We start from the raw sequence: 13339 nt of genomic DNA on the forward strand, positions 1-13339 counted from the left end.
AGAAGTTGGTAGTAGGGTAAACATGGCTGTTGTTGGATTAGGTACAGATATCGCAGAAATTGAACGTGTTGAAAAAGCATTATCACGAAGTGGTGAGGCTTTCGCTCAGCGTATTTTGACGGATTCTGAATTTGAAGTATTCCAGCAACTTAAGCAAAAAGGGCGTTACCTTGCAAAGCGTTTTGCTGCAAAAGAGGCGGCGTCTAAGGCATTAGGCACTGGCATCGCTCTTGGTGTGACCTTCCACGACTTCGAGATTTCAAACGATGAGCATGGCAAGCCAGTTCTAAGCCTGCATAAAAAAGCGCGTGAAATCGCAGATGCGAGTGGTACTAAGTCGATTCACCTGACTATCTCTGATGAGCGCCATTATGCGGTGGCGACGGTACTACTCGAGTCGTAAATAGATTACCGCTACTTTATACCAATCGTAGTAAATAACTGGTCACCCTAGCTTGTTAAAATGCTCGAAAACTGCGTTATAATTTTTTATTGTAGAATAACTACTTATCAAAAAATCACGCCTTGTTCTCAAGCCTTTTTCCTACGCTATTTTTGATCACTTACTTACTGTGATTGGTATTATATCTAGTGCCCTAGGTTCTAGACAAAAAAAAGCAGAGCTCATGAGCTCTGCTTTTTTATTGGCTGGCAAACTGTTTAATGAATATTTTGAGTCAGAAATATTCGCTAGGTCTTGGCTGGTTTTAAATAATGAATCGCGGTTGCTTGAACCTTATCTAATTCATCCTGAAGTTCAAAAAGCTCCGGTTCAATGTCTTCAACAGAAGTGCCTGAACGAAGTTCTTTCTCTATCGTTGCACATACCGACTTAAGCCTTGGTACCCCACTGTATGAGCTGCTGCCATGCATCTTGTGGATGATGTGTGTCAGCGCTTCAACGGGGTAGTCACTGTCTTCGATCGCTTTTTCCGCGGTTTCATAAACTTCAGGAATAAAATCTACGAGCATTTGCAGCATATCGCGTGCGAGGTCTTCTTTATTGGCGGCTTGTTTCAAAGCTGCTTGCCAATCAATGATGATGTTCTTGTGCTCGCTGGCTTCAATTTCTGAAACAGAGCTGTGGTCGATTTCAGCAGAGACCGCCGGGTGATCTGGGTCTATTTTATCAATGTGCTCAATCTCAGAGGTAGGGCTCCAATGAATAAGAACCTGTTGTAACACATGCTCTTCAATGGGTTTAGTTAGGTAGTCATCCATACCTGCTTCAAGTAGTCGATCACGTTCCCCCATCATTGCATGCGCAGTAACGGCAATCACAGGCGTGTTTGCATTGTTCGCCAACGCCTTAATTTTTTGGCAAGCGGTCACGCCGTCCATCTGCGGCATTTGAATATCCATGAAAATGACATCAAATGGAGTCTCTGTCGCTTTGTCGATAGCTTTCTGACCACTGGTACAACTGATAACTGTCTCTACTCGCTCTTTTAGTAGCGCAGTAATCAGTTTAAGGTTGGCAGGGTTATCATCGACCGCCAATACCGTAAGCGGTAGTTTCTCTTCTGAATGTGTTTCAATAGCGGGTGCAATTAAGGTTGGAGCTTGATTCGAGACCAAAGTTTGCAGCAATTTCTTGCGAGAGAGAGGCTTAGTAATGCACTGAACATCAACTTCTTTCATCAATTGCTCACCCAACGCTAGCTCAGTACTTGGTGTACCAATAATCACGTTCTGAGCGATCTTCTTCGCGCCAATCGCCCAGCCACTCACGGTATCAAATTGATACTCTTGGTTCGCGGCTAAGTTAAGCAGAACGTAGTCATATGAGGTAGATTCGTCAGGCATAACCGAACGGTACGTTACCACTAAACCTTCTTGGGTTAGGATCTGCTGAGTAATTGATGCTGCTTGCATGTTTGGCTCGATAAGCAGCAGTTGCTTGTCTTGCAGACACTGAGTCTCTATTAGTTCTGTCATCGGCATATCGGTAGTCGATAGTCTTAGGGTGAACCAGAAGGTGGAGCCTTGGTGAAGACGACTGGTTAGGCTGATCTCTCCGCCCATTTGGCTGACCAGTTTTTGGGTGATGACCAGACCTAAGCCTGTACCACCATAACGACGAGAGATACTCGCATCGGCTTGGCTGAAGGCTTGGAAAAGTTGTGCTTGTTGGCGCTCTGAGATACCAATACCCGTGTCTCGAACCATAAACTGCAGCTCAATGCTGTCTTCGCTTTGTGAACGCAGCTCAACGCTGATATCAATGTTGCCACGCTCGGTAAACTTGATCGAGTTACCCACGAGGTTAGTCAGGATCTGTTGGATACGCAGTGGATCACCAACAACGCCTGGTGGTACTTTCGGGTCGATCTTAAGCGTAAGCTCAAGGCCTTTCTCATGGGCATTAGTGGCTTGAAGGTTAACCACCTCTTCTAGGCTCGATTGGAACTCAAATGGAATGTTTTCTAGAGCGAGCTTGCCGGCTTCAAGTTTCGAGAAGTCCAAGATATCGTTGATGATGCTGAGTAGGTTATTAGCCGAGCGTTCAATGGTTTGTAAGTAGTCGGTTTGGCTGTTCGATAGGTGGGTCTTGAGCATCTGGCGAGTAAAGCCAATCACACCATTAAGCGGTGTTCTAAGCTCGTGAGACATATTCGCCAAGAACTCAGATTTAACACGAGCTGCTTCTTGAGCGCGTTTTTTCGCAATGTCTAACTCAACGTTTTGAATCTCTAATTGCTCTAGGGTTTCACGCAGATCAGATGTTGCTTGGTCGATACTGTGCTGCATCTCGACGTGATATTCTGATAGCGAGACCGCCATCGCGTTGATACCGTTTTTCAGTGAATCTAGCTCACCGTGCATTTTACCTTCGATACGCACATCTAAGTGACCACGACGAATTCGGTCGACCATATTTTTCATGTGCGTGATCGGTTGAGTTACATCGTGCATCAAACGGAACGCAAACACGCCTGATAAACCAAGCCCTAGAATCAACACCAAGAAAGCAGAGAACACTTCTTGATACTGCTGCAATCGAAGTGACGACAAGTCTAACTCTATCGCAATGTAGCCTATTGCTTGGTTTGCTTGCGATTGACCGTTGGCTGAGTTGATGTATTGACCTTCAGCTATGATGGGTGTCCGAAGAATCAGCGTATTATCGAGCAGGTTCGATGAGCTTAAATGCGGAATCGGTTTATCTTTCGGATAGGTCAGGCTTTCAAAATCAGGATGGAAGTTTGACGTTACAAACAACTCATGACGTTCATCAAACACCGCAATACTGCGCACCAGCTTAGAATTTTTTCGATGCGCATAGCTAATCAGCTGACGAACAGACTCTCGACTTTCGAGCTTCATGCCAGACTCACTCGCAATTGCTAGTGGTTCAATGATGCTAGTACCAGTGTTAACCACTTGACCCTCAAGGTCTTGATAGCGGTTAAATGAGAAAAATGCACTCAATAGCAGCCCAATAATCAGGGTTGGAGCTAGAGTTAAGGTAATTACACGGGCTCTTAAGCCATATCTGGTCATGTTCTTTAATTACATCGAGGTCTGGATATGGGAAAATAACGCACACAATGGCGGTTAAGTGAACGGTAAGCTTAATCAAAGCCGTGACGTTCGACAATGATTCCAAGACAGAATAGTGAGTCCTGGATACCAATTACTTATTAAAAGATACATTAGGCACAAGCAATGGCACGTTTTTTCCAACCAAAAAAGAAAACTCAACTCGAGACCAAGCATCAATCGGTTTTGGTTGAACGAATGGATCACAATGGCGCTGGCATCGCTTATCAGAAGAACAAACCCGTTTTCATTGATGGCGCATTGCCCTGTGAGAAGGTGGTTATTCAACTTACAGAGAGCAAAAGTAAGTTTTCGCGAGCAAAACTCATCAAATTACTTCAACCGAGTGAGCTGCGTTTAAAGCCATTTTGTAAGCACTTTGAACAGTGTGGTGGCTGTCATCTTCAGCATCTCGGTTACTCATCTCAGGTTGAGCATAAATCACAATCTTTGACGCACCTGATGAGCAAATACCAAACGTCTAACACCGAAGTTGTTGAACCGATTGTGGGGGATGAAACCGGCTATCGACGTCGCGCGCGTATCAGCCTATTTGTTGATAAGAAGACACAGCAGCTTCAGTTTGGTTTCCGTAAGAAACAAAGCAAACAGATTGAAAACATCACCGACTGCGCGGTGCTTGACCCTCGCCTTAATGTACTGCTGCCAAAACTAAAAAGTTTACTGAATACTTTCAGCAACCTTACGTCTTTAGGACACGTTGAATTAGTGATTGGGGATACTGGCCCTGTTATGGTGCTGCGTCACCTTAAGCCTTTGGTTGAAAAAGATGAGCAAGCGCTGATGACGCTCGCGAAAGAAGAAAGTGCAACTCTGTACTCGATGCCAGAAACCGATAAGTTGGTTCGTTTGGTCGGGGACGCGCCAGCTTATAGCGAAACCGGTGTGACCTTACCTTTTGAGCCAAATCACTTTATACAAGTGAACCAGAAAGTGAACCAGCAGATGGTTGCTCAAGCGATTGAGTGGTTAGAGCCTCAAGCGGATGAGCGTGTGCTTGATCTGTTTTGTGGGCTAGGCAATTTCAGTTTGCCTATCGCACAACAATCGGCGTTTGTCGTTGGTGTAGAAGGTGTTGATGAAATGGTTCAACAGGCGACATCCAATGCAGCGTTAAACCAATTAAGCAATACGGAGTTTTACCAAGCGAACCTCGAAGAAGATTTATCTTCACAGCTTTGGGCAAAAGAGAAATTCGATAAAGTATTACTTGACCCAGCACGCGCTGGAGCGAGTGGGATCGTTGATCAAATTTCAGCGTTAGGAGCGAAGCGTGTGGTTTATGTTTCGTGTAATCCTGCTACTCTAGCGAGAGATTCTGAGAGTTTAGAAAAACAAGGCTATCAATTAGCCAAACTTGGCATGTTGGACATGTTCCCCCATACCAGTCATCTAGAATCGATGGCTCTCTTTATCAAGGCTTAGAAGCCCTTAAACAAGGCTTAAAAATGTATTACAAAGGCGCAGGGAAGCCTGCGCTGATATCAATATGAGTCGAACTAACTTGGAATCAGTTAGTCATATTGAATTGGGTATAAAACATAATAACTAGGAAGGCATGATGGTTGCGGTACGAAGCGCACATTTAAACCCAAGCGAACAGTTTGAGCTAGAAAGTTGGATTGCGTCACTTAATCAAGACGTAAAAACCTCGAATAAACTGACCAAAGTTTATCGTCACTGTGAAGAGCTATTAAAAGATCACGAGCAAGCGTCGCTCCTGCTTTGGCGTGGACGCGAGATGATCGAAATCTTGGTTACATTGTCGATGGACCGTGCCACTTTAATTGCTGCACAACTTTTCCCAGTCGTCTCAAGCGGCGTTTTTGAGCGTGAAGCGTTTGAAGAATGCTACGGCAAAGAAACCGTAAAGCTGATTGATGGCGTTGAAGAAATGGCGGCGTTAGGCCAGCTCAACGTGACCCTTGAAGGCAGTGCTGCCTCGGGTCAAGTCGATAACGTTCGTCGAATGCTACTGGCGATGGTCGATGATTTCCGCTGCGTTGTTATCAAGCTAGCAGAACGAATTTGCAACCTTATAGAAGTGAAAAAAGCCCCTGATGCTGTGCGCCGTGCGGCAGCAAAAGAGTGTGCCAACATCTATGCGCCTCTAGCAAACCGTCTCGGTATTGGTCAGCTAAAGTGGGAAATTGAAGATTACGCTTTCCGCTATCAACAACCCGATACCTACAAGCAGATTGCCAAACAGTTGTCAGAGCGCCGTATCGTGCGCGAACAATACATCACTGACTTTGTTGATGATCTCACGTCCGAAATGAACCGCTCAAGCATCAATGCTGAAGTCAGCGGTCGTCCCAAACATATCTACAGTATCTGGCGTAAAATGCAGAAAAAAGGCTTAGAGTTTGATGAGCTTTTTGACGTGCGTGCCGTACGTATTATTGCAGACCAACTGCAAGACTGTTATGCCGGTCTAGGTGTGGTTCACACCAAATATAAACACCTCCCAAGTGAATTTGATGACTATGTGGCGAACCCTAAGCCCAATGGTTATCAATCGATTCATACCGTAGTTCTTGGCCCTGAAGGCAAGACCATCGAAATTCAGATCCGTACCAAGCAAATGCACGAAGACTCTGAGTTAGGTGTGGCTGCGCACTGGAAGTACAAAGAAGGTGCTTCTAGCGGTGTACGCAGTGGCTACGATGAGAAAATTACGTGGTTGCGTAAGCTTATCGATTGGCAAGAAGAGATGTCGGATTCTGGCGAAATGCTGGATGAAGTACGTAGCCAAGTCTTTGATGACCGTGTCTATGCCTTTACACCACGCGGTGATGTGGTCGATTTACCAATGGGTGCAACGCCGTTGGATTTTGCTTACCACATCCACTCGATGGTTGGACACCGTTGTATCGGTGCCAAAGTCGCAGGTCGAATCGTTCCGTTTACTCATAAGTTGGCGATGGGCGATCAAGTTGAGATCATTACTCAAAAAGAACCGAATCCATCACGTGATTGGTTGAATCCGACCACAGGCTTTGTTCATTCAAGTCGAGCTCGAGCAAAAATTAACGCTTGGTTCCGTGCTCAGAGTCGTGAGAAAAACCTAGAAGCTGGGCGAGACATCCTAGAAATCGAGCTAGGCAGAGTCGGTGCAACACTGAAAGATGCCGAGCAGTACGCGCTGAAACGATTCAACGTCAATACACCTGATGAATTGTATGCAGGTATTGGTAGCGGTGATTTGCGTATTAACCAAGTGGTTAATCACATCAATGCTCTGGTCAATAAGCCGACGGCTGAAGAAGAAGATAAGAAAGCACTCGAGAAGTTGCTTGAGTCTGACAATAAGCCTGCGCATCAGAGTCGTCCGAAAAAGGATGCCGTCGTCGTTGAAGGTGTCGATAACCTAATGACCCACTTGGCTCGTTGTTGTCAGCCTATCCCTGGCGATGTGATCAAAGGTTACATTACTCAAGGGCGTGGTATCTCAGTACACCGCAGCGATTGTGAGCAGTTAAGTGAACTTAACCTACATGCCCCTGAACGTATCATCGATACGGTGTGGGGAGATGGTTTTGTAGGCTCGTATATCTTAACACTGCGTGTAGAGGCGCTAGAACGTACCGGCTTGTTGAAAGACATCACATCCCTGTTCTTGAACGAAAAAGTCAGTGTGACGACAATGAAGAGCCGTATTGACTATAAACGTCAGCTGTCGGTGATGGATTTCGATTTGGAAGTGACCAATATTGAAATTCTGAGTCGAGTGACGAGCCGAGTAGAACAGATCAAAGATGTCATGTCGGTTAAACGCCTAGGCTAACTTTCACGTTGCATTAGTCACTTTTACTGCGTTAACTGCGCTTTCTTGTTCCATCACATAGGCGAGCTATGTGATGGAATCGCGAAAGCTTGTTGCCTTGTTAAAGTAACAACTGCTTAGTGAAAGATGCGTAATTTAGAGAATTAGACAGTATCAACAAAGGTGAGTGGTTTTGGCTACTCACCTTTTTTAGTTTTAGAAGACGTTATAAATTTAAAAATCAAAGACAGTGAATAGGAATAAAACGATGAATCACCCGATTGAACAACTTGAACAGATCATGACTAAGCTGCGCGATCCTGAAGGTGGCTGTCCTTGGGATTTGAAACAAAATTTTGAAACCATTGTGCCGCATACGATCGAAGAGACCTACGAGGTGGTGGACGCGATTCACAACAAAGATTGGCCAAACCTGCAAGAAGAGTTGGGTGACCTGTTGTTTCAAGTGATCTTCTATAGCCAATTGGCGAAAGAGCAGGGCTTGTTTGAGTTCTTTGATGTGGTCGACGGTATTAATGAGAAGTTGACGCGCCGTCATCCTCATGTGTTTTCTGATACCGAGTTTGCCAGTGATGACGAAATTAATGCCAACTGGGAAGCTGAAAAAGCCAAAGAGAAAGCACAGGCAGGCAAAACTCAAGAAAGTATTCTAGACTCAATACCAAACTCTCTACCTGCACTTTCGCGTGCTACAAAAATTCAAAAGCAAGTCGCGAAATTTGGCTTTGATTGGGACTCTATTGGCCCAGTCGCCGATAAGGTTTTAGAGGAAGTTGATGAGGTGCTAGAAGAAGCGCTTCAAGTAACGCCAAACGAAGATTTAGTTGAAGAAGAACTGGGTGATTTGTTGTTTGCTACCGTCAATTTAGTGCGACATTTGGGTAAAAATCCAGAAACGGCTCTCAATAAAGCCAATCTGAAATTTTCACGCCGCTTTAAAGGTGTGGAACAAAAAGTTCGTCAGCAAGATAAAATTTTGACCGACTTTTCTCTACAACAGCTTGATTCCATATGGGATGAAGTCAAAGTGGCGGAGAAAAGATCATCAAAGCTTTTATCATGAATTGATTTGAAGCAAAAAATAAAAAATAGCAGTGTGATAGATTTCACGTTGTGGCGATAAGGGGCTTCTGGTATATTTTCATCCCGTCCAGAAGTAATCCATTTCCCTCATTCAACCAATTTCAGGTTAAACATGACGACAAATTACATTTTTGTTACTGGCGGGGTTGTATCCTCTCTAGGTAAAGGTATTGCAGCAGCATCTCTTGCGGCTATTTTAGAAGCTCGTGGTCTTAAAGTGACTATGATGAAGCTTGACCCTTACATCAACGTTGATCCAGGCACAATGAGCCCGACTCAACACGGTGAAGTGTTCGTTACGGAAGATGGCGCTGAAACTGACCTTGACCTTGGTCACTACGAGCGATTCATTCGCACCAAGATGACTAAGCGTAACAACTTCACTGCAGGTCGTGTTTACTCAGACGTACTCGCTAAAGAGCGTCGCGGTGATTACCTAGGTGCAACTATTCAGGTTATCCCGCACATCACTAACTCTATCAAAGAGCGTGTAATTTCTGGCGCAGCTGGCCACGATATCGCGCTTGTTGAAGTTGGTGGTACGGTTGGTGATATCGAATCTCTACCATTCATGGAAGCGATTCGTCAGCTAGCAGTAGAGCTAGGCCGTGAACGCGCAATGTTCATGCACCTTACTCTAGTGCCATACCTAGCAGCTGCGGGCGAAGTGAAAACTAAGCCAACGCAACACTCTGTAAAAGAGCTGCTGTCTATTGGTATTCAGCCAGACATCCTAGTTTGTCGTTCAGACCGCAACATTCCTTCGAACGAGCGTAAGAAAATTGCTCTGTTCTGTAATGTGCAAGAAAATGCAGTTATTTCTATGCGCGATGTTGACTCTATCTACAAGATCCCTCAGCTTATTAAAGCTCAAGGCACTGATGAACTTGTATGTAAGCGTTTCGGCATCACAGCTCCAGAAGCAGACCTGTCTGAATGGGAACAAGTAATTTACGAAGAAGCTAACCCAACGGGTGAAGTGACGATTGGTATGGTTGGTAAGTACATTGAACTACCAGACGCATACAAATCAGTAAATGAAGCGCTAAAACACGCGGGCTTGAAAAATCGCCTAAGCGTTAATATTAAATACGTAGATTCACAAGATGTTGAGTCTCGTGGCGTAGAAGTTTTAGAAGGCCTAGATGCAATCCTAGTTCCTGGTGGCTTTGGTGATCGTGGTGTTGAAGGTAAGATTCTTGCTGCTCAATACGCTCGTGAAAACAAAGTACCGTACTTAGGTATCTGTCTAGGTATGCAAGTAGCACTTATCGAGTACGCTCGTAACGTTGCGAAAATGGAAGGGGCACACTCTTCTGAATTCTGTACTGAAACTAAGTACCCAGTTGTTGGTCTTATCACTGAGTGGACTGATGGCGAAGGTAAAGTTGAAGAGCGTACAGAAACATCTGACCTTGGCGGCACAATGCGTCTTGGTTCACAGCTTTGTCACCTAGCTAAAGGGACAAAAGCTTACGAATTATACGGTAGCGCGACGATCCATGAACGTCACCGTCACCGTTACGAAGTGAACAACAATCTTCGTCCACAAATTGAAAAAGCGGGCCTAAAAGTATCGGGTCTATCTGCGGACAAGAAACTGGTTGAAGTTATTGAGAACCCGAACCACCCATGGTTTGTTGCTGCTCAATTCCACCCAGAGTTCACTTCAACACCTCGCGATGGTCACCCATTGTTTGCAGGTTTCGTTAAAGCAGCTGGCGAGTTCCAGCGCGGCGAATTAGAGAAGTAAAAAGGAATACAGGTAGCTGCGTAAGTTGTGCTGCTACCTTTAAATTTGACATTTATATATTCAACGAGAAGGAAACATTCAATGTCTAAGATCGTTAAAGTTCTAGGTCGTGAAATCATCGATTCACGTGGTAACCCAACTGTAGAAGCTGAAGTACACCTAGAAGGCGGTTTCGTAGGTATGGCTGCTGCTCCATCTGGCGCATCTACTGGTTCACGCGAAGCTCTTGAGCTACGTGACGGCGACAAATCACGTTTCCTAGGTAAAGGTGTTCTTAAAGCTATTGAAGCTGTAAACGGCCCAATCGCTGAAGCTCTAGTAGGTTCTGACGCTAAAGCACAAGCTGACGTTGACCAAATCATGCTTGACCTAGACGGTACTGATAACAAGTCTAAGTTTGGCGCGAACGCTATCCTAGCTGTATCTCTAGCGAACGCAAAAGCTGCTGCTGCTGCGAAAGGCATGCCTCTATACGAGCACATTGCTGAGCTAAACGGTACTGCTGGTCAGTTCTCAATGCCTCTACCAATGATGAACATCATCAACGGTGGTGAGCACGCAGATAACAACGTTGACATCCAAGAGTTCATGATCCAACCAGTTGGCGCTAAAACTCTTAAAGAAGCTCTACGTGTAGGTGCTGAAGTATTCCACAACCTAGCTAAAGTTCTTAAGTCTAAAGGCTACAGCACTGCAGTTGGTGATGAAGGTGGTTTCGCTCCTAACCTTAAGTCTAACGCTGAAGCTCTAGAAGTTATCGCAGAAGCTGTTGCAGCTGCTGGTTACGAACTAGGTAAAGACGTTACTCTTGCTATGGACTGTGCAGCATCTGAGTTCTTCGACAAAGAAGCTGGTATCTACAACATGAAGGGCGAAGGTAAAACTTTCACTTCTGTAGAGTTCAACCACTACCTAGCTGAGCTAGCGAACAACTTCCCAATCGTTTCTATCGAAGATGGTCTTGACGAGTCTGATTGGGATGGCTTCAAGCACCAAACTGAACTTCTAGGCGACAAGCTTCAAATCGTTGGTGACGATCTGTTCGTTACAAACACTAAGATTCTTGCTGAAGGTATCGAGAAAGGCGTAGCTAACTCTATCCTTATCAAGTTCAACCAAATCGGTTCTCTAACAGAGACTCTAGCTGCTATCAAGATGGCTAAAGACGCTGGCTACACTGCAGTAATCTCTCACCGTTCTGGCGAAACTGAAGATGCAACTATCGCTGATCTAGCGGTAGGTACAGCTGCAGGTCAAATCAAAACTGGTTCTATGAGCCGTTCTGACCGTGTTGCTAAGTACAACCAACTTATCCGTATCGAAGAAGCTCTAGGTTCTAAAGCTCCTTACAACGGTCTTAAAGAAGTTAAAGGTCAATAATTCCTAGCGAATTATTAATCTAAGCTTTTTAAATGCCTCGCTTATGCGGGGCATTTTTTTGTCTGTAGAAAATGACGGGAAGAAGCTCTAGGTTCTAAAGCTCCTCCTCGTTACATCTAAAGTTCGTCATTCCCTAGACTGACGAAGGAAGGAGTAGGGAATCTCATTGTTACCATATCTATCCCGACAATAATTCTCCGACTTATTGATTCCCTAACACCACATATCTCGCACCAATAAGCTCATTATGGTATATATGTGCCTTATTCTAGTTCCTTCTTTTTCAACCGGCGAAAGGTGTTATGCGAATTTTTGCTTTAGTACTGCTCATAGTGTTTGGCTGGCTACAACACACACTGTGGCTCGGTAAAAATGGTCTTTCTGATTACTACGGTGTGAACAACGAAATCCAAGTTCAACAGCAAGTAAACGAAAAGCTCCATCTTCGTAACGCAGAGATGTTTGCGGAAATCGATGATCTACGCCAAGGCTTAGACGCGATAGAAGAGCGCGCACGTCATGAGCTTGGAATGGTAAAAGAAGGCGAAACGTTTTTCCGCATCATTGGTGAGGAATCCCATTAATGTCGACTCAACTTCAAAGTGTGATTGCCGTTGTACCTGCAGCGGGCGTCGGTAGCCGAATGAAAGCAGACCGCCCTAAGCAATATCTTAAGATTAACGGCAAAACGATTTTAGAGCACACCATTGAGAAATTACTGTCTCATCCACAAGTCTCTAAAATTGTCGTTGCGATCAGCGATGATGACCCCTATTACCCGGAGTTAGCACTCAACCAGAATCCAAAAGTGGTCAGAGTGTCTGGCGGAAGCGAACGAGCGGACTCGGTACTCTCTGCGCTAAACTGTATCGCTGAGCAGCAGCTTAGCGATTGGGTAATGGTTCACGATGCGGCAAGGCCTTGTGTTCAACTCAGTGATATCGACAAGCTAATTTCCGGCGCGATGAGCCATGATGTAGGGGCTATTTTAGCGGCGCCAGTTCGTGACACTATGAAGCGAGGTGCGCAAGGGCAGATCGAACATACCGTTGAGCGAGCCGATCTATGGCATGCACTTACGCCGCAAATGTTCAGAGCAAAGCCTCTGTGGAATGCATTAAGCGAGGCGTTGCAACAAGGCGTTTCGATTACCGATGAAGCCTCAGCCTTTGAATGGAAAGGTTTATCGCCCGCTTTAGTGGCAGGGCGTTCAGATAATTTTAAGATTACTCAGCCTGAAGATTTAGCACTTGCTGAGTTCTATTTAAGTCAGAATAAGGAATAATGATGATTCGTATTGGCCATGGCTTTGATGTACATAAGTTTGGTGGTGAAGGTCCGGTAATTATAGGTGGCGTTAGAGTCCCTTATGAGCAGGGTCTTATCGCACACTCAGATGGTGATGTTGCCCTTCATGCGTTGTGTGACGCTTTATTAGGTGCGATTGCTGCCGGTGATATTGGTCGTCATTTCCCCGATACCGATGATGAGTGGAAAGGCGCGGATAGCCGTGAACTGCTAAAAGATGTTTATCGTCGAGTAAAAGAACAAGGCTACGTGATTGGTAATGCGGATATTACTATCATGGCGCAAGCTCCAAAGATGGCGCCTCATATAGACTCTATGTGCCACGCTATCGCACAAGATTTAGAAACCAGCATTAGCAATGTGAATGTAAAAGCGACGACAACTGAGCGTTTAGGTTTTACAGGTCGCAAAGAGGGCATCGCATGTGAAGCGGTGGTCCTAATTACTAAAAGTGCGTAAGCACC

Annotated in this window: 10 protein-coding genes; 9 read left to right on the plus strand and 1 reads right to left on the minus strand. The window is 45.1% G+C overall.

From position 1 onward, the window contains the following. The first annotated feature begins 22 nt into the window (after nucleotides 1-22). The gene (acpS, locus tag OCV44_RS02505; RefSeq protein ID WP_009847650.1) at nucleotides 23-403 is read left to right on the plus strand and encodes a holo-ACP synthase; all 381 of its coding nucleotides are present in this window, start codon (nucleotides 23-25) and stop codon (nucleotides 401-403) included. Between the two features lie 287 nt (nucleotides 404-690). On the opposite strand, the gene barA is transcribed toward acpS, so the two are convergent. Then, on the minus strand, nucleotides 691-3504 hold the full coding sequence (gene barA / locus OCV44_RS02510) for a two-component sensor histidine kinase BarA (RefSeq protein ID WP_139685043.1): 2814 nt from the start codon (nucleotides 3502-3504) through the stop codon (nucleotides 691-693). 165 nt (nucleotides 3505-3669) lie between these two features. Between barA and rlmD the strand changes: the two genes are divergently transcribed. The 8 genes from rlmD (at nucleotide 3670) to ispF (ending at nucleotide 13334) form a co-directional block, all read left to right on the plus strand. Continuing rightward, the gene (rlmD, locus tag OCV44_RS02515; protein ID WP_139685042.1) at nucleotides 3670-4989 is read left to right on the plus strand and encodes a 23S rRNA (uracil(1939)-C(5))-methyltransferase RlmD; all 1320 of its coding nucleotides are present in this window, start codon (nucleotides 3670-3672) and stop codon (nucleotides 4987-4989) included. A 136-nt stretch (nucleotides 4990-5125) separates the two neighbouring features. Further along, nucleotides 5126-7351 carry a GTP diphosphokinase gene (gene relA, locus OCV44_RS02520; RefSeq protein ID WP_139685041.1) on the plus strand — a complete coding sequence of 742 codons (2226 nt, stop codon included), beginning with the start codon at nucleotides 5126-5128 and terminating at the stop codon, nucleotides 7349-7351. A 247-nt stretch (nucleotides 7352-7598) separates the two neighbouring features. Beyond that, entirely contained in the window at nucleotides 7599-8414 is an 816-nt protein-coding gene (gene mazG, locus OCV44_RS02525; protein ID WP_139685040.1) for a nucleoside triphosphate pyrophosphohydrolase, read from the plus strand. A 132-nt stretch (nucleotides 8415-8546) separates the two neighbouring features. After that, on the plus strand, nucleotides 8547-10187 hold the full coding sequence (locus OCV44_RS02530; protein WP_012604779.1) for a CTP synthase: 1641 nt from the start codon (nucleotides 8547-8549) through the stop codon (nucleotides 10185-10187). A gap of 81 nt (nucleotides 10188-10268) precedes the next feature. Next, the gene (gene eno, locus OCV44_RS02535; RefSeq protein ID WP_139685039.1) at nucleotides 10269-11567 is read left to right on the plus strand and encodes a phosphopyruvate hydratase; all 1299 of its coding nucleotides are present in this window, start codon (nucleotides 10269-10271) and stop codon (nucleotides 11565-11567) included. Between the two features lie 302 nt (nucleotides 11568-11869). Continuing rightward, nucleotides 11870-12151 (plus strand): cell division protein FtsB, encoded by a 282-nt coding sequence (ftsB, locus tag OCV44_RS02540; protein ID WP_139685038.1) that lies wholly within the window; start codon nucleotides 11870-11872, stop codon nucleotides 12149-12151. Then, on the plus strand, nucleotides 12151-12852 hold the full coding sequence (ispD, locus tag OCV44_RS02545) for a 2-C-methyl-D-erythritol 4-phosphate cytidylyltransferase (RefSeq protein WP_139685037.1): 702 nt from the start codon (nucleotides 12151-12153) through the stop codon (nucleotides 12850-12852). The genes ftsB and ispD overlap by 1 nt, the downstream gene beginning before the upstream one ends. 2 nt (nucleotides 12853-12854) lie before the next feature. After that, nucleotides 12855-13334: a 2-C-methyl-D-erythritol 2,4-cyclodiphosphate synthase gene (gene ispF / locus OCV44_RS02550; RefSeq protein WP_029223073.1), complete on the plus strand. Its 480-nt coding sequence runs from the start codon at nucleotides 12855-12857 to the stop codon at nucleotides 13332-13334. The last annotated feature ends 5 nt before the right edge of the window (nucleotides 13335-13339 follow it).

Source organism: Vibrio tasmaniensis, from assembly GCF_024347635.1.
In the GTDB taxonomy this organism is placed as follows: domain Bacteria; phylum Pseudomonadota; class Gammaproteobacteria; order Enterobacterales; family Vibrionaceae; genus Vibrio; species Vibrio tasmaniensis.

Bases quoted from the DNA above. Each gene is read 5' to 3' on its own strand.
- acpS (WP_009847650.1), top strand. From the start codon at position 23: ATGGCTGTTGTTGGATTAGGTACAGATATCGCAGAAATTGAACGTGTT.
- barA (WP_139685043.1), bottom strand. From the start codon at position 3,504: ATGACCAGATATGGCTTAAGAGCCCGTGTAATTACCTTAACTCTAGCT.
- rlmD (WP_139685042.1), top strand. From the start codon at position 3,670: ATGGCACGTTTTTTCCAACCAAAAAAGAAAACTCAACTCGAGACCAAG.
- relA (WP_139685041.1), top strand. From the start codon at position 5,126: ATGGTTGCGGTACGAAGCGCACATTTAAACCCAAGCGAACAGTTTGAG.
- mazG (WP_139685040.1), top strand. From the start codon at position 7,599: ATGAATCACCCGATTGAACAACTTGAACAGATCATGACTAAGCTGCGC.
- OCV44_RS02530 (WP_012604779.1), top strand. From the start codon at position 8,547: ATGACGACAAATTACATTTTTGTTACTGGCGGGGTTGTATCCTCTCTA.
- eno (WP_139685039.1), top strand. From the start codon at position 10,269: ATGTCTAAGATCGTTAAAGTTCTAGGTCGTGAAATCATCGATTCACGT.
- ftsB (WP_139685038.1), top strand. From the start codon at position 11,870: ATGCGAATTTTTGCTTTAGTACTGCTCATAGTGTTTGGCTGGCTACAA.
- ispD (WP_139685037.1), top strand. From the start codon at position 12,151: ATGTCGACTCAACTTCAAAGTGTGATTGCCGTTGTACCTGCAGCGGGC.
- ispF (WP_029223073.1), top strand. From the start codon at position 12,855: ATGATTCGTATTGGCCATGGCTTTGATGTACATAAGTTTGGTGGTGAA.